The sequence below is a fragment of the Ancylobacter sp. VNQ12 genome, assembly GCF_049445835.1.
Taxonomy (GTDB): domain Bacteria; phylum Pseudomonadota; class Alphaproteobacteria; order Rhizobiales; family Xanthobacteraceae; genus Ancylobacter.
This window is the reverse complement of sequence record NZ_JBMSDU010000006.1, coordinates 122,757-138,143: the sequence shown is the minus strand read 5'-3', so window position 1 is coordinate 138,143 and position 15,387 is coordinate 122,757. Positions and strand designations below refer to the sequence as shown.

The window sequence follows — 15,387 nt, the reverse complement described above, 5'->3', positions numbered from 1 at the left end:
CTGACCTATGAAGACCCCGCATGCTGCCATCACCGCCCGTCTCGCGCCGGGCCGCACGCTGACGTTCGCCAATGTGCCTACCGGCATGGAGGGCCTGGCCGTCGCCGACCTCGCGCGCGCCATCGCCGCCCGCGACGACGCGCCCTGGCCGACGCTCATGGTGATCTGCCGCGACACCGAGCGCATGGGCGAGCTGGAGCGGGCGTTGTCCTTCTTCGCGCCCGGCGTCGAGGTGCTGCCGTTCCCGGCCTGGGACTGCCTGCCCTATGACCGCTCCTCGCCGCATGGCGACATCGTCGCGCGGCGCATGACGACGCTGGCCCGTCTCGCCCGCGTGAAAGGGCGCGAGGCTGGCTCCATCGTGCTCACCACGGTGAATGCGGTGATGCAGCGCGTGCCGCGGCGCGAGCTGGTGGCGACGCAGTCCTTCTCTGCCGCGCCAGGCAACGCGCTGTCGCTGGACGAAGTGGTCGCCTGGGCCGAGGTGAACGGCTTCATGCGCAATTCGACCGTGCGCGACACCGGCGAATACGCGGTGCGCGGCGGCATCGTCGACCTGTTCCCGCCGGGCCTCGCCATGCCGGTGCGGCTCGACTTCTTCGGCGACACGCTGGAATCCATCCGCTCCTTCGACCCCGAGACGCAGCGCACGGCGATGCAGCTGCGCTCGCTCGATCTGGTGCCGATGAGCGAATTGCAGCTGACCACCGAGACCATGCGCCGCTTCCGCATGGCCTATGTCGCGCAGTTCGGCGCCGCCCAGCGCGGCGACCTGCTGTATGAGGCGGTGAGCGAGGGCCGGCGCTATCCCGGCATGGAGCACTGGCTGCCGCTGTTCCATGACGGGCTCGACACGCTGTTCGACTATGCTCCCAACGCGCCCATCGTCATGGAGGCGCAGGGCGGCGAGGCGGCGACGTCGCGGCTGGAACAGATCGCCGACTATTACGACGCCCGCCGCGAAGGGCTGGAGCATGCGGGTTCCGGCACGCCCTACAAGCCGCTGTCGCCCGAGAAGCTCTACCTCACCGCCGAGGAATGGGAGCACCGCCGCGCTGCCGCCACCGGCATCGCTATTTCCGGCTTCGCCCTGCCCGAATCGAAGGACGTCATCGACCTCGACGGGCGCCCGCCACGTTCTTTCGCTCCCGAGCGCGCCGACCCGGAAGCCCAGCTGTTCGACATCGCGGTCGAGTATCTGCGCGATCTCGCCAAGAAGAAGCGCACCATCCTGGCCGCCTGGTCGGACGGCTCGCGCGACCGGCTGTCCACCGTGCTGGCCGACCATGGGCTCAAGGGCACGCAGACCATCGGCACGCGCGACGCCGCCGAAGCGCTGCCCAAGGGCGTCATCGGCCTTGCCGTGCTCGGCATCGAGAGCGGCTTCGAGACCGACCAACTCGCGGTGATCGGCGAGCAGGACATTCTCGGCGACCGCCTCGTGCGGCCCAAGCGCAAGGCGCGCCGGCCGCAGGACGTCATCGCCGAGCTGACGTCGCTGACCGCCGGTGACCTCGTGGTGCATGTCGACCACGGCATCGGCCGCTTCATCGGGCTGAAGACCATCGAGGCGATGGGCGCGCCGCACGATTGCCTCGAAATCCACTATGCGGAGGGCTCCAAGCTCTTCCTGCCGGTGGAGAACCTCGAGCTGCTGTCCCGCTACGGCTCGGAGGACACCGAGGCGCAGCTCGACCGGCTAGGCGGCGGCGGATGGCAGACCCGCAAGGCGCGGATGAAGAGCCGCATCCGCGAGATGGCGGCCGAGCTGATCAAGATCGCCGCGCAGCGCCAGCTGCACGAGGCGCCACGCCTGGTGCCAGCGAGCGGGCTCTATGACGAGTTTCGCGCCCGCTTCCCCTATGAGGAGACCGAGGACCAGGATGCCGCCATCGAGGCGGTGTTCGATGATCTCGGCTCCGGCCACCCGATGGATCGGCTGGTATGCGGCGATGTCGGCTTCGGCAAGACCGAGGTGGCGCTGCGCGCCGCCTTCGCCGTGGCGCTGAACGGCAAACAGGTGGCGGTGGTGGTTCCGACCACGCTTCTGGCGCGCCAGCACTTCAAGACCTTCTCCGAGCGCTTCAAGGGGCTGCCGGTGAACGTGCGTCAATTGTCGCGTCTCGTGACCGGCAAGGAGATGTCCGAGACGAAGAAGGGCCTCGCGGACGGCACCGTCGACATCGTCGTCGGCACCCATGCGGTGCTCGGCAAGGCGATCTCGTTCCGCGATCTCGGCCTCGTCATCGTCGACGAGGAGCAGCATTTCGGCGTCGGCCACAAGGAACGGCTGAAGCAGCTGCGCGCCGACGTGCATGTGCTGACGCTGACTGCCACGCCCATTCCCCGCACATTGCAGCTGGCCATGACCGGGGTGCGCGAGCTCTCCATCATTGCCTCGCCGCCCGTCGATCGCCTCGCGGTGCGCAGCTTCGTCACCCCGTTCGATCCGTTGATCGTGCGCGAGGCGCTGCTGCGCGAGCGCTATCGCGGCGGCCAGAGCTTCTATGTCTGCCCGCGCATCGAAGACCTCGGCGAGGTGAAGGACTTCCTCGACAAGCAGGTGCCCGAAGTGAAGGTGGCGGTGGCGCACGGCCAGATGGCGGCGACGCAGCTCGAGGAGATCATGTCCGCCTTCTATGACGGGCAGTTCGACGTGCTGTTGTCGACGACCATCGTCGAATCCGGCCTCGACATCCCGACGGCGAACACGCTGGTCATCCATCGCGCCGACATGTTCGGCCTCGCCCAGCTCTACCAGTTGCGCGGGCGCGTCGGCCGCTCGAAGACGCGCGCCTACGCCATCTTCACCCTGCCAACCGAGAAGGCGCTCACCACCCAGGCCGAGCGCCGCCTCAAGGTGTTGCAGTCGCTGGATACGCTGGGCGCCGGCTTCCAGCTGGCCAGCCACGATCTGGACATTCGCGGCGCCGGCAACCTGCTCGGTGACGAGCAGTCTGGTCACATAAAGGAAGTCGGCTACGAACTTTATCAGGAGATGCTGGAGGAGGCGATCACCAACCTGAAGGCGGGCATCACCGCCCCGGTTGCCGACAAGTGGTCGCCGCAGATCTCCATCGGCACGCCGGTGCTGATCCCGGAAGACTATGTCGCGGACCTGCATGTCCGGCTCAGCCTCTACCGTCGCCTCGCGGACCTTGAGACGGATGGCGAGATCGAGGCGATCGGCGCCGAGCTGGTGGACCGCTTCGGCCCGCTGCCGGAGGAAGTCGAGCAACTGCTGAAGCTGGTGGCGATCAAGGCCTTCTGCCGCCGGGCCAATGTCGAGAAGGTCGATGCCGGCCCGCGCGGCGCGGTGCTCACCTTCCGCGAGGGGCGCTTCCCCAATCCGGCGGGGTTCATCGCCTATGTCGGCAAGCCGCATGTCATCGCGAAGATGCGGCCCGACGGCAAGGTGGTGTTCTCCGAGGACTGGCCTAACGCAAATGCCCGGCTCAAGGGCACCTCGCAGATTCTGAAGGAGCTGGCGAAGATCGCCGAGCAGGGCGCAAGGGCGGCGTAGGCCGAAAAGCGCGGCGCAACGTCCCGGACGGCCACCGGCCCGTCCGGGATCGCTCTATCGCCGAGGCGAGGGCAACAGCTTCAGAACGGCGTGCCGGGGATCGGGCCGTTATAGGCGCCGTCGCTGTCAGGCAGGATATCCGCGTCATTGTCGGAGCCGGGGCCGGACATGTCAGGATCGTTGCCTCCGGCCTGGTTCATGTAGTCCTGGCTCTTATCGGCACCGGGATTGTCCGGCAGCGGGCCGTAATCGAGGTAATTGGGGTTGTTGATCGGCGGGATCTTGATCTCCAGCCCGCCTTCGCCACCGACCTGCGGCTGCTGCTTGGGGTGGACCGTGACCGATTGCTGGGCGCTGGCGGGAAGCGCACCGGCGGCGCAAAGCCCGATCACGAAAAGCGCAGCGTAACGCATGGACGAACTCCGAAATGATCCTTTGGGGCGGCGCGGACTCTGCCAGACGGTGTCCGGCAGTTGCGAGGCAGCCCGCCCTTAAGGAACCTTTTCCGCCGGGACTGTCCAGCGTTTCGTGCGGGCAAGGTCAACGAAACCGGCAGACTCCGGCGGCCGGTTTCGCAGCGCGCGGGCACTCAGATTCCAGGCGCCCGCCACCAGCTTTCCGCCAGCGTGCCGGCGAGCGCCAGCTGTTTCGGCCGCTCGATCTGCCGCCAGCGGGCGATCCACTGGCCCGGCGTATAGAACAGCGGCAGCGAGAAGCGCGCGGAGATCAGCACGCGGTCGAGCGCGCGCACCGCCTCGACGAAATCCGTCCGCTCGCGCGCCGCCAGCAAAGCGGCGATCATCGCATCCGCCGCAGGGCTCTTCAGACCCATGAAATTGCGCGTACCCGGAGTGTCGGCGGCGGCCGAGCCGAAATAGAACGCCTGCTCGTTGCCGGGCGAGAGCGACTGGTCCCAGATATAGGGCACGATATCGTAGTCGTAATTCTGCTTGCGGCTTTCGAACTGCACATTGTCGACGAGCCGGATGTTGAGCGTGACGCCGGCACGCCGGAGCATGTTCTGGTAGGCCAGCGCCAGCCGTTCCTGGTCCTTGGTGCCGACGACGATTTCAGGTGCGAAGCGGCGGCCGTCCTTCGCCGTGAGCGCGCCCTTGTTCAGCTCCCAGCCCGCCGCAGCGAACAGCTCCAGCGCTCGCTTGAGCTGCGTGCGGTCGCGCCCGGAACCGTCGGAGCCCGGCGGCAGCCATGTGCCGTCCATCACTTCGGGCAGCACCGCGTCGGGGAAGGGGGCGAGCAGTTCGCGCTCGCGCGCACTTGCCGGCCGGCCGCGCGAGGAGAGCTCCGAGCCGTCATAGAAGCTGCCATTGCGGCGGTAGAGGCCAAAATACAGGTTCTGGTTGGCCCAGTCGAAATCGAACAGCTCGACCATTGCCTGGCGCACGCGGGCATCCGCAAAGATGTCGCGCCGCATGTTGAAGATCAGCGCGGAATAGGGCTTGGGCGTGCGGGTCTCGATCTCCTCCTTGACGATCCTCCCGTCGCGCACGGGGGGAATGTCGTAGCCGGTCTTCCAGCGGCTTGGATCGGTCTCGAAGCGTATGTCGTAGAGCCCGCGCTTGAACGCCTCGAACAGGCTGTTCACGTCGCGGTAGAAATCGTAGCGCAGCGTATCGAAATTGAAGTTGCCACGGTTCACCGGCAGGTCGCGGCCCCAATAGGCCGGGTTGCGTTGAAGAACCACCGTCTCGCCGGGCTTCACCTCGGCGGTGCGATACGGGCCGCTGCCCAGCGGCGCGGTGAAGCTGGTTTGATCAAAGGTCGCCGGGTCGACCGCATGGCGCGCCAGCACGGGCATCAGGGCGAGGATCAGCGGCAATTCGCGATCGACCACGCCGAAATCGAAATGGATGGTCAGCGGGCCAGTCACTTCGGCTTTCGCCACCCGGCCGTAATAGCTGCGGTGGTTCGGCCGTCCCTTGGCCCGCAGCAATTCGAAAGAGAACAGCACGTCGTCCGCCGTCACCGGCCGCCCGTCGGAAAAGCGGGCGCGCGGGTCGATCTCGAAGGTGGCGTGGGTCCGGGCGTCGTCGGTCTCGATGGAGCGTGCCAGCAGGCCGTAGCAGGTGAACGCTTCGTCGGGAGAGCGCGCCATGAGGCTCTCCACGATGTTCCAGCGCACGAAGGGCAGCGCCGTGCCGCGCACCACGAAGGGGTTCAGGCTGTCGAACGCGCCGACCGCACCCTGCACCAGCCGTCCGCCCCTGGGAGCGTCGGGATTAACGCTGGCATAGTGCTGGAAACCGGCGGGATAGAGCGGATCGCCATGCATCGCGATGCCGTGCCGCGCCGGTCCGCTCCCCTGAGCGGCGGCATCGCGTGGGAAGGCCGGCCCCAATGTGACGGCAGCGCCGGCAAATACAGCATTGCGTATGAAGGCGCGGCGGGCGATATCGGTCACGCTTACGCTCCCAGGCCACCACAGAATCGACTCGCGCACAGGCCAACATGTCTAGCACGGACGGATGTCTGGATATGACCAAGGGTCACTGTCTCGCCTCAATTGGGCATGAGACAGCCCAAGGTCCCATGCTGGCGCCGAGACGTCCGCCAACCACACTCCCGTTGCGGGCCGAACGACAGGATTTCGATATGACCAAACGCTCGACACTCGCGCGCTCTGCTGCCGGCGCCATTCTCGCGCTGGCGATGCTCGGCACCGCGGCCAACGCGCAGTCCCAGCAGCCGGCAAAGCCCGCCAAACCCGCGGCGCCCGCCGCCGCGCCGGCTGCGCCGCAACAGGCCGCCCCGGCCGCCGGCCAGCAGGCTGCCAACCAGCAGATTCCCGCGATCCCGATTCCGTGGGTGAAGCGCTGCCAGGAAGAGCCGGCGATCAAGAAGGAGGTCTGCAACATGGAGCAGACCATCATCACCGACACCGGGCAGTTCCTCGTCCGCTTCGGTATCTTCGAGATCAAGGACGATCCGAAGAAGGCCTTCATCGTCTCCTTCCCGACCGGGCTGCTGCTGCGCAACGGCTTCCGTGTCGCGCTGGCCAACGAGCAGCCGGTGCTCGGCACCTTCATCATGTGCGACCAGCAGGTCTGCCGCGGCGATATCCAGGTCGACCAGGCGTTCGTCGACCGCATGAAGAAGGCCCCGGGCCTGACGCTGCAGGTCGCTAACGCCGTCGGCCGCCTCATCTCCTACCCGATCGGGCTCGGCGATTTCGCCAAGGTCTATGACGGTCCGCAGACCGACCCGAAGGTCTTCGACGAGCAGGTCAAGAAGATCCAGGAACAGGTGAAGGCCCGCCAGGACCAGCTCCGCTCGGAAGCGGCGGCCCGCGAGCAGCAGACCAAGGCCGGCCTCGAGAAGCTCGGCGCCGAGAAGCTCAAGGGCGCGCAGCCCGCGCAGTGAGCGGCGCCCGCCACTAAAGAAACGCCCGGCCAAGTGCCGGGCGTTTTCATATGGAGCGCTGATGCGAACGCCGGAGGCGCCTATTGCAGGCGCTCGCTGCGCACCCGCCAGCCGCCGTCGCCGTCGGCGCTCAACATCTCCTCGACCTGCGGATGACGCACCGGCTCGCCGGAGGTGTCCGGCTCCAGGTTCTGCTCGGAAACATAGGCGACGTATTCCGTCTCCGAATTCTCCGCCAGCAGATGGTAGAACGGCTGATCCTTGGTCGTGGGGCGAATGTTCTCCGGGATCGACTCCCACCACTCATCGGTGTTGGAGAATTCGGGGTCGACGTCGAACACCACGCCGCGAAATGAATAGAATCGATGGCGCACGACCTGCCCGATGCGGTACTTCGCCTGCCGCTCCTTCATCATGCCATGCGCCTTTCCCTAGGGCGCGACCCGTAAGGGCCGCTCGGAGGCCTGTCAACCGCGCGTGCCGCTGCGCGCGGCAAAGCCGCCGTGCCATGTGCGCATCATGCAACGACTATGCCCCGGGCGAGAAGGTGGCCCTTCGAAAAGACCGATTGACCCTCTTCCGGCGAGTCGGTAGCCAACAGCCATGGCCGAGGTCCTGGCGCTAGCGCTTCCCTTTTTCGGTGTGATCTTTCTCGGGCTGGGATGCGGCCGGCTGGCGCGCATTCCCGAGAGCGGCCTCGCCTGGCTCAGCTTCTTCATCATCTATGTCGCGCTGCCGGCGCTGTTCTTCTCGCTGGTGGCTCGCACACCCTTTCATGAGCTGACCAACGGGCGCTTTATCGCCGCGACCACGCTTTCGACGGCGGCGTGCTTCGCGCTGTCGCTCGCCGTTGGCCTGTCGCTGCGCCGCGGCAACCTGCCGGAAGCGGCCATCGCCGCCATCGTCGGCTCCTATTCCAATGTCGGCTATATGGGCCCCGGCCTGACGCTTGGCGCCCTCGGGGCAGGGGCCTCGGTGCCGACCGCGCTGATCTTCGTGTTCGACAGCCTGTTCTTCTTCACCATCATACCGATCATGATGGCCATCGGCGGCCGCGACCGGCGTAGCGTTGGCGCGACGGCGTGGCTGGTGGTGCGCCGGGTGGTCACGCACCCGTTCAATGTCGCGACCTTCCTCGGCGTGTTCGCCGCTTATATCGAGTTCCACCCGCCGGGGGCGATCGAGAAGACGCTGGAGTTCTTGCGCAACGCCGCCGCACCCTGTGCGCTGTTCACGCTCGGCGTCTCGGTGGCGCTACGCCCGATGGACCGCATGCAGAGCGAGGTTCCCGCGCTGCTGCTCGTCAAGCTGCTGGTCCATCCCGCGCTGGTGTGGCTGGTGCTGACCACGGTCGGGGGCTTCGAGCCGGTGTGGATCGCCACCGCCGTGCTGATGGCCAGCCTGCCGCCGGCGCTGAACGCCTTCATCATGGCCAAGCAGTACGAGACCTATGTCGATGGGGCTTCAGGCGGGGTGCTGATCGGTACGGTCGTGTCGGTCGTCACCGTCACGCTGATGCTCTACGCCTTGCAGCACGACATGCTGCCGCACGGCCTGCGCTGACTCTTAGAGCCGCTCCCCGGCCAGCAGGCGCGGAACATCGCGCGTCGGCCCGACGCCCTCGCGCATGACGGCGCGGCGCAGCAGCGGCGAGCGCCCCAGCAGCCAGAGGCCGAAGCCACGCAGCCCGGCCAACGGCACGAAGCCCGACAGCAGCGAGCGGTTGAACAGGTCGACCGCGAAGCTGCGGCTCTCCACATCCGCCCGGCGGCGGCGCTCATAAGCCTCCGTGACGCTGGCGCCGCCGATGTCCTCGCCGCTGTTTGCCGCCGCGCTGGCCAGCTCGGCCAGGGTCGCCGCGTCGCGAATGCCGAGATTGAGGCCCTGCGCGCCGATCGGCGGGATGATGTGCGCCGCCTCGCCGATCAGGGCGATGCGCCCTCGGGCGAAGCTGGTGGCGGTGCGGGAGCTGAGCGGGAAGTTGCCGCGCGGCGAATCCAGCCGCATGGCGCCGAGAATCGAGTGAGCCTTGCGCTCCATCACCCGCGCGAAGGCGTCAGCATCGAGCGCCATCAATTGCTCGGCCTCGCGCGGTGAGACGACGCAGACGACGCTGGAGCGCTCGCCCGGAAGCGGCACCAGCGTGAACGGTCCGGTCTCGGTGTGGAACTCGGTCGAGATGTCGCCATGGGGTCGCGCATGCGCCAGCGTCGCGGTGACAGCGACCTGGGGATATTCGCGCATGCGCATCTCGATGCCCGCCGCCCGTCGGCAGGGCGAATTGCGCCCGTCCGCCGCCGCAACCAGCGCGACGTTGAGGACGCGCCCGTCATCGAGTTCGATCCGTACGGCATCGGGCCCGTCCGTCACCGTCACGACGCTGGCCTCGATCCGCTCGATTCCGGCGTGTCCGGCGACGGCCGCGTCCAGCGCGGCGAGCAGCGGCTCGTTCTCGAGGTTCCAGGCGAAGGCGTCGAGCCCGAGTTCGCCGGCGCGGAAGTCGACTTCCGGGGCCCGCAGCAGCCGCCTCGTGCCATCGATCAGCCGCATGACGCGCAGCGGCGCCGCGTTCGGCAGCAGCGCCGGCCACACGCCGAGCGCCTGCAGCGCCTTGACCGAACCGTCCATCAGCGCGGTGGTGCGCGGATCAGGAGCCCGGCGGGGCGCGACGAACGTCACATGCAGCCCGCCGGCGGCGAGGGCGAGGGCGGTGACCAGCCCGCTTGCGCCGCCTCCGACGACCGCGACCGTCCTTCCGGCGTTGAAACGAGATGCCATGCCGACCTCCTGCGTCGCTTCACTGCGCATAGGCCAATTGCGTGCCCGCCAATCGCTTGCGGGACTATAAGCCTGCGCAGGAGTGTGGGATAAGCAGGGCCGCGTGGTCTGGCAATGCGGATCAATGCGGGCGTGTGCTATATGCTTGACGCGGAACAAGCGAAAGACGACCCGGCCGATCCGGCGGGCGCGGGAGGAGATGCGATGGCGGTAACGTCGAAATCGCTGGTGGAGAAGGCGCTGCACGAGCGCCCGACCCGTCGGCAGACGGTTGCCTTCGCCGTGCATCTGTTCACCGCGTCGGGCGCGGTGTTCGGCCTGCTGGCACTGATCGCCGCGGTCGAGGGCAACTGGGCGCTGATGTTCACCTGGCTCGGCGCCGCGCTGTTCGTCGACGGCATCGACGGCAGCATGGCCCGCAAGGCGCGGGTGTGGGAAGTGCTGCCGCGCTGGTCCGGCGAGACGCTGGATCTCGTCGTCGACTATCTCACCTATGTGCTGGTGCCGGCCTTCGCCGTGGCGACCAGCGGCATGATGCCGGCCTGGCTGGCGGTGCCGGCGAGCGCCGCGATCCTGCTGACCAGCGCGCTCTATTTCGCCGACACTGAGATGAAGACCGACGACCTGTATTTCCAGGGCTTTCCGGCGGTGTGGAACCTCGTCGTGTTCTACTTCTTCCTGATCCCGATGAGCCCGTGGATCATCGCCGCCATCATTGCCGCGCTGTCGATCGGCACCTTCCTGCCGATCAAGTTCGTGCATCCTTTCCGCGTGGTGCGGCTGCGCCTCATCACCATTGCACTCCTCGCCGTGTGGGCGGTGCTTGGCATCGTCGCCGTGGTGGATGGGCTGCGCCCGCCGACCTGGGTCATCGTCGCCTTGGCCGGTTGCGCGCTCTACTTCCTGCTGTTCGGCCTCATTCCGTTCCGCCGCAAGACGCCGGCGGCGGACTGAGGCTTATCTTCCCCGAAACGTAAGAGACCGACATGCCGTCTGCAGTGCGGATTCATGAACTCGGCGGGCCCGAGGTACTGAAGTTCGAGGAGATTGCGGTCGGGTCTCCCGGCCCTGGAGAGGTGAAGGTTCGCCACACCGCCATCGGCCTCAATTTCATCGACACCTATTTCCGCAGCGGGCTCTACCCCGCGCCGAACGGCCTGCCGTTCATCCCCGGCAACGAGGCTGCCGGCGTCATCGTCGAGGTCGGCGCGGGTGTGACGGATTTCGTCCCCGGCGACCGCGTCGCCTATGGCACCGCGCTCGGCGCCTATTGCGCCGAGCGGGTGATGTCGGCCGCGCCGCTACTCAAGCTGCCAGCCTCGATCCCCGACGAGACCGCGGCGGCGATGATGCTGAAGGGCATGACCGCCCGCTATCTGCTGCGCCAGACCTATCCGGTGAAGGCCGGCGATACGATTCTGGTGCAGGCCGCGGCCGGCGGCGTCGGGCTCATTCTCTGCCAGTGGGCGTCGCATCTCGGCGCGACGGTGATCGGCACGGTCGGCTCCGCCGAAAAGGGCGAACTCGCCCGCGCCAATGGCGCGACCTATGTGATCAACTACCGTGACGAGGATTTCGTGGCGCGGGTGAAGGAGATCACCGAGGGCGCGCTGTGCGACGTCGTCTATGACGGCGTGGGGCAGGCGACCTATCCCGCGTCGCTCGACTGCCTGCGCCCGCGCGGCATGTTCGTCAGCTTCGGCAATGCCTCGGGCGCCATCCAGAATTTCAGCCTGCTGGCGCTGTCGCAGAAGGGCTCGCTCTACGCCACGCGGCCGACGCTGTTCACCCATGTCGCCACACGCGACGCCTTGGTGGCGAATGCGAAGGACCTGTTCGAGGTCGTCGGTTCGGGCGTGGTGAAGATCGCCGTCGACCAGCGCTACAAGCTCGCCGACGCCGCCGAAGCGCATCGCGAACTCGAGGCGCGGCGCACCACGGGCTCGACCGTCCTGCTACCCTGAGATACCTGCCGATGGCGCGAAACGCGCCAGAATTCGGACCGGATGGACCAGAGTTTAGGCTTGCTCCGGAAACGGAGCATGCCATGCTTCGCGACAGTCCCTCCGCCCCCCGCGAGACCGCATGAATCGCGTGCCGCACCCCGAGCCCCGCCCCTCATCCGCCCTGGCTCTGCGAGGTGCATGGCATGGCTGAGCATGGCGTGCCCGCCTCCCTTCTCGAAGCGGTGGGCCTGACCAAGCGGTTCGGCGCCCTCGTCGCCAATGACAATGTCAGCCTCGCCATCCGCGCGGGCGAGACCCACGCGCTGCTGGGCGAGAACGGCGCGGGCAAGTCGACGCTGGTGAAGATGATGTGCGGGTTGCTGCAGCCCGATTCGGGCGAGCTGCTCTATGACGGCGCGCCAATCGTCTTCCCCGATCCCGCCACCTCCCGCGCCAGGGGCGTCGGCGTCGTGTTCCAGCATTTCGCGCTGTTCGACGCGCTGACCGTGGTGGAAAACGTGGCGCTCGGCCTGCCCGGTCACGAACCGCTGCCGGCCCTGGCCGCGCGCATCGACGAGTGCGTGCATCGCTATGGGCTGTCGGTCGAGCCCTGGCGCCGCGTCGGCGAATTGTCGGTCGGCGAGCGCCAGCGGGTCGAAATCGTGCGCTGCCTGCTCGGCGATCCGCGCGTGCTCATCCTCGACGAGCCTACTTCCGTGCTGACGCCGGACGAATCGGAAGGGCTGTTCCGTACCGTCGACCTGCTGACCGGCGAGGGCCGCGCGGTGCTATTCATCAGCCACAAGCTGGACGAGGTGCGCCGGCTCTGCCACCGCGCCACGGTGCTGCGGGCTGGCCGGTTCATCGCCGAGGTCGATCCCAAGCTGGAGACCTCGTCAAGCCTCGCCCGTCTGATGGTGGGGGCCGAGGTGCCGCGCACGCCGCGCAACGTGACGCATGAACTGGGCGAGCCGCGCCTGCTGGTGCGTGGGCTGAACGTCGTGGGCGACGGCTCGCGCGGCTCGGCGCTGCACGACATCAATATCGAGATCCGGGCGGGCGAAATCGTCGGCATCGCCGGTGTTGCCGGCAACGGGCAGACCACGCTGTTCGAGTCGCTGTCGGGTGAGAAGCTTGCCAAGGACCCCGAAAGCATCGTCATCGACAAGATTCCCGCCGGCGCGCTGGGGCCGACCCAGCGGCGTGCGCTCAAGGCTGGCTTCGTCCCCGAGGAGCGGCTCGGCCATGCCGCCGCGCCCGACATGCGCCTGTCCGACAACGTGCTGCTGACAACGCATGGCGACGGCGAGATCGTGAAAATCGGCGTGATCCGCCGCTCCGTGCTGTTCGCGCGCTTCCAGGAGATCGTGAAGCGGTTCGATGTGCGCTTCGGCGGCAAGGATCCCAAGGCACGCCGGCTCTCCGGCGGCAATCTGCAGAAATTCGTCATCGGCCGCGAGGTGCTGCGCGAGCCGGTGTTGATCGTCGTCGACCAGCCGACCTGGGGCGTCGATGCGGCCGCCGCCAGCTTCATCCGCACCACGCTGCGCGAGAAAGCGGCGGAGGGCTGCGCCGTGCTGGTGATCAGCCAAGACCTCGACGAACTGCTCGAATTCACCGACCGTATCGCGGTGATGAGCGAGGGGCGCCTGACGGTGCCGGTGCCGGTCGCCGAGACCTCGCGCGAAGCGATCGGCCTTGCCATGGGCGGCGCCCATCACAGCGAAGCCGGGGAGGGCGCCAATGCCGCTTAGGCTCGAACGGCAGGAGCACGTCTCCGGCCTGCGGCTGGCGGCGGCGCCGCTGCTGGCGCTGGTGTTCACGCTGATCGTCGGCGCGGTGATGTTCGTCGCGCTCGGCCACGATCCCGTGCGCGCCTTCACCATTTATTTCGTCGAGCCGCTGCTCGACCCCTGGACGTTGCAGGAGTTGGTGGTCAAGGCCAGCCCGCTGCTGATCATCGGCATCGGGCTCGCCTTCTGCTACCGCGCCAACCGCTGGAACATCGGCGCCGAAGGGCAGTATGTCGCCGGCGCGGTGGTCGGGTCCTGGCTGGCGCTGGCGACGAACGGCACCGAGGCGGGCCCGTGGGTGCTGCCCGCCATGCTGGTGCTGGGGGCGCTCGGGGGCGCGCTGTGGGGGCTGATTCCGGCCTTTCTGCGGGCGCGCTTCGGCTCCAGCGAGATCCTGACCTCGCTGATGCTGGTCTATGTCGCCCAGCTCGGGCTCGACTATCTCGTGCGCGGCCCCTGGAAGGACCCCGCGGGCTTCAACTTCCCGCAGAGCGTGACCTTCGACCCTGTCGCCACCGTGCCGCTGCTGATGGAGGAGGGGCGTATGCATGGCGGCATCCTCATCGCGCTCATCGTCGTCGCGGTCGCCACCTTCGTGCTGGGGCGCACGCTGATCGGCTATTCCATCGAGCTCGGCGGCTCGGCACCGCGCGCGGCCGCCTTCGCCGGCTTCGACGAGCGGCGCGTGACCTATGGCGTGTTCGCCGTCTCCGGCGCGCTGGCGGGGCTTGCCGGCATCATCGAGGTGGCCGGGCCGATCGGCAATCTGCAACCCTCCATCTCGCCGGGATACGGCTTCACCGCCATCATCGCCGCGATGCTCGGGCGGCTGCACCCGGTCGGCATATTGGTGGCGAGCCTGGTGCTGGCGCTGACCTATATTGGCGGCGAGGCGGCACAGATTTCCATGCGGCTGCCCTTCGACGTGACGCGCGTGTTCCAGGGCACGCTGCTGATCGCCATTCTCGCCGCCGATGTGCTGATCCGCTACCGCATCCGCCGTGTGGAGGGGACCAGCCATGCTTGATGCCGCCATCATCGGAGCCGTCCTCGCCAGCGTCGTGGCGGCGGCGACGACGTTGCTTCTGGCCTCGCTCGGCGAACTGGTGGCGGAGCGGGCCGGCACGCTCAATCTCGGCGTCGAGGGCATGATGATCGTCGGCGCGGCGGTCGGCTACGCCACGGCCTATGGCAGCGGTAGCCTGCTGCTGGGCACGCTCGCCGCCGTTCTCGCCGGCATTGCGCTCTCGCTGGTCTTCGCCGTGCTCGCGGTCTGGCTGGCGACCAACCAGGTTGCCTCCGGCCTCGCCACCACCATCCTCGGCCTCGGCGTGGCCGGGCTCATCGGCTCGCCCTTCGTCGGAACGCGCATCGATGCCGCGCCCGCGCTGTCCATTCCAGGATTGAGCGATCTCCCCATTGTCGGGCAGGCGCTGTTCGGCCAGGACGCTTTCGTCTATGCCTCGATCGCGCTGCTCGCACTCGTCACCTACGGCCTTGCCCGCACCCGCGCCGGACTGGTGCTGCGCGCGGTTGGCGAGAGCCATGTCGCCGCGCATGCGCTTGGCCATCCCGTGCGCAGGATCCGCACGCTGGCGGTGATGTTCGGCGGCGCCTGCGCGGGGCTCGCCGGTGCGCATCTCTCGCTTGCCTACACCCCGTTCTGGGCCAGCGACATGACCGCGGGACGGGGCTGGATCGCGCTGGCGCTGGTGGTGTTCTCCGCCTGGAAGCCGCTCTGGCTCCTGGCCGGCGCCTATCTCTTCGGCGCGGTATCAATCTTGCAACTGCATGTGCAGGGCTTTGGCCTCGGCATTCCCTCGCAGCTGCTGTCGGCGCTGCCTTATCTCGCGACGATCGCGGCGCTGGTCGTCATCTCGGCGCTGAAGCGCGGGCAGGGCGCGCCCGCCTCGCTCGGCGTGCCTTTCGTGCCCGATCGCTGACGGGCAATCCACCTCCGGCCGCTCCC

At 67.9% G+C, this 15,387-nt stretch carries 12 protein-coding genes; 8 read left to right on the top strand and 4 right to left on the bottom strand.

The window, feature by feature from the left end; all coding sequences use genetic code 11:
• Positions 1-7 precede the first annotated feature (7 nt).
• Positions 8-3,523 (top strand): transcription-repair coupling factor, encoded by a 3,516-nt coding sequence (mfd, locus tag ACO2RV_RS11015; RefSeq protein ID WP_423292803.1) that lies wholly within the window; start codon positions 8-10, stop codon positions 3,521-3,523.
• A gap of 80 nt (positions 3,524-3,603) precedes the next feature.
• Here mfd and ACO2RV_RS11010 read toward each other — a convergent pair whose 3' ends face one another.
• Positions 3,604-3,936, bottom strand: coding sequence for a hypothetical protein (locus tag ACO2RV_RS11010; RefSeq protein ID WP_423292801.1), 333 nt, complete (start codon positions 3,934-3,936; stop codon positions 3,604-3,606).
• 176 nt (positions 3,937-4,112) lie between these two features.
• Positions 4,113-5,813: an extracellular solute-binding protein gene (locus tag ACO2RV_RS11005; protein WP_423293000.1), complete on the bottom strand. Its 1,701-nt coding sequence runs from the start codon at positions 5,811-5,813 to the stop codon at positions 4,113-4,115.
• Positions 5,814-6,133: 320 nt separating this feature from the next.
• Between ACO2RV_RS11005 and ACO2RV_RS11000 the strand changes: the two genes are divergently transcribed.
• The gene (locus ACO2RV_RS11000; RefSeq protein WP_423292799.1) at positions 6,134-6,901 is read left to right on the top strand and encodes an invasion associated locus B family protein; all 768 of its coding nucleotides are present in this window, start codon (positions 6,134-6,136) and stop codon (positions 6,899-6,901) included.
• An 80-nt stretch (positions 6,902-6,981) separates the two neighbouring features.
• Here the strand turns inward: ACO2RV_RS11000 and hspQ are convergent, their stop codons facing one another.
• Complete coding sequence (gene hspQ, locus ACO2RV_RS10995; protein WP_423292797.1) at positions 6,982-7,317, bottom strand: heat shock protein HspQ; 336 nt, start codon at positions 7,315-7,317, stop codon at positions 6,982-6,984.
• Positions 7,318-7,504: 187 nt separating this feature from the next.
• On the opposite strand from hspQ, the gene ACO2RV_RS10990 reads away from it, so the two are divergent.
• A complete protein-coding gene (locus ACO2RV_RS10990) occupies positions 7,505-8,464 on the top strand; it encodes an AEC family transporter (protein WP_423292795.1) in 960 nt (319 codons plus the stop codon).
• A 3-nt stretch (positions 8,465-8,467) separates the two neighbouring features.
• Here the strand turns inward: ACO2RV_RS10990 and ACO2RV_RS10985 are convergent, their stop codons facing one another.
• Positions 8,468-9,679, bottom strand: coding sequence for a UbiH/UbiF family hydroxylase (locus ACO2RV_RS10985; protein WP_423292793.1), 1,212 nt, complete (start codon positions 9,677-9,679; stop codon positions 8,468-8,470).
• 204 nt (positions 9,680-9,883) lie between these two features.
• Between ACO2RV_RS10985 and ACO2RV_RS10980 the strand changes: the two genes are divergently transcribed.
• The 5 genes from ACO2RV_RS10980 to ACO2RV_RS10960 all read left to right on the top strand — a co-directional run bounded on the left by ACO2RV_RS10980 (position 9,884) and on the right by ACO2RV_RS10960 (position 15,361).
• A complete protein-coding gene (locus ACO2RV_RS10980; RefSeq protein WP_423292791.1) occupies positions 9,884-10,633 on the top strand; it encodes a CDP-alcohol phosphatidyltransferase family protein in 750 nt (249 codons plus the stop codon).
• 32 nt (positions 10,634-10,665) lie between these two features.
• Positions 10,666-11,643, top strand: a complete 978-nt coding sequence (locus ACO2RV_RS10975; RefSeq protein WP_423292789.1) for a quinone oxidoreductase family protein — start codon at positions 10,666-10,668, stop codon at positions 11,641-11,643.
• Between the two features lie 185 nt (positions 11,644-11,828).
• Entirely contained in the window at positions 11,829-13,379 is a 1,551-nt protein-coding gene (locus tag ACO2RV_RS10970) for an ABC transporter ATP-binding protein (protein ID WP_423292787.1), read from the top strand.
• Positions 13,369-14,445, top strand: a complete 1,077-nt coding sequence (locus ACO2RV_RS10965; protein ID WP_423292785.1) for an ABC transporter permease — start codon at positions 13,369-13,371, stop codon at positions 14,443-14,445. Before ACO2RV_RS10970 ends, ACO2RV_RS10965 begins: the two co-directional genes overlap by 11 nt.
• On the top strand, positions 14,438-15,361 hold the full coding sequence (locus ACO2RV_RS10960) for an ABC transporter permease (protein WP_423292783.1): 924 nt from the start codon (positions 14,438-14,440) through the stop codon (positions 15,359-15,361). Before ACO2RV_RS10965 ends, ACO2RV_RS10960 begins: the two co-directional genes overlap by 8 nt.
• Positions 15,362-15,387 lie beyond the last annotated feature (26 nt).

Bases quoted from the DNA above. Each gene is read 5' to 3' on its own strand.
- mfd (WP_423292803.1), top strand. From the start codon at position 8: ATGAAGACCCCGCATGCTGCCATCACCGCCCGTCTCGCGCCGGGCCGC.
- ACO2RV_RS11010 (WP_423292801.1), bottom strand. From the start codon at position 3,936: ATGCGTTACGCTGCGCTTTTCGTGATCGGGCTTTGCGCCGCCGGTGCG.
- ACO2RV_RS11005 (WP_423293000.1), bottom strand. From the start codon at position 5,813: ATGCATGGCGATCCGCTCTATCCCGCCGGTTTCCAGCACTATGCCAGC.
- ACO2RV_RS11000 (WP_423292799.1), top strand. From the start codon at position 6,134: ATGACCAAACGCTCGACACTCGCGCGCTCTGCTGCCGGCGCCATTCTC.
- hspQ (WP_423292797.1), bottom strand. From the start codon at position 7,317: ATGATGAAGGAGCGGCAGGCGAAGTACCGCATCGGGCAGGTCGTGCGC.
- ACO2RV_RS10990 (WP_423292795.1), top strand. From the start codon at position 7,505: ATGGCCGAGGTCCTGGCGCTAGCGCTTCCCTTTTTCGGTGTGATCTTT.
- ACO2RV_RS10985 (WP_423292793.1), bottom strand. From the start codon at position 9,679: ATGGCATCTCGTTTCAACGCCGGAAGGACGGTCGCGGTCGTCGGAGGC.
- ACO2RV_RS10980 (WP_423292791.1), top strand. From the start codon at position 9,884: ATGGCGGTAACGTCGAAATCGCTGGTGGAGAAGGCGCTGCACGAGCGC.
- ACO2RV_RS10975 (WP_423292789.1), top strand. From the start codon at position 10,666: ATGCCGTCTGCAGTGCGGATTCATGAACTCGGCGGGCCCGAGGTACTG.
- ACO2RV_RS10970 (WP_423292787.1), top strand. From the start codon at position 11,829: ATGGCTGAGCATGGCGTGCCCGCCTCCCTTCTCGAAGCGGTGGGCCTG.
- ACO2RV_RS10965 (WP_423292785.1), top strand. From the start codon at position 13,369: ATGCCGCTTAGGCTCGAACGGCAGGAGCACGTCTCCGGCCTGCGGCTG.
- ACO2RV_RS10960 (WP_423292783.1), top strand. From the start codon at position 14,438: ATGCTTGATGCCGCCATCATCGGAGCCGTCCTCGCCAGCGTCGTGGCG.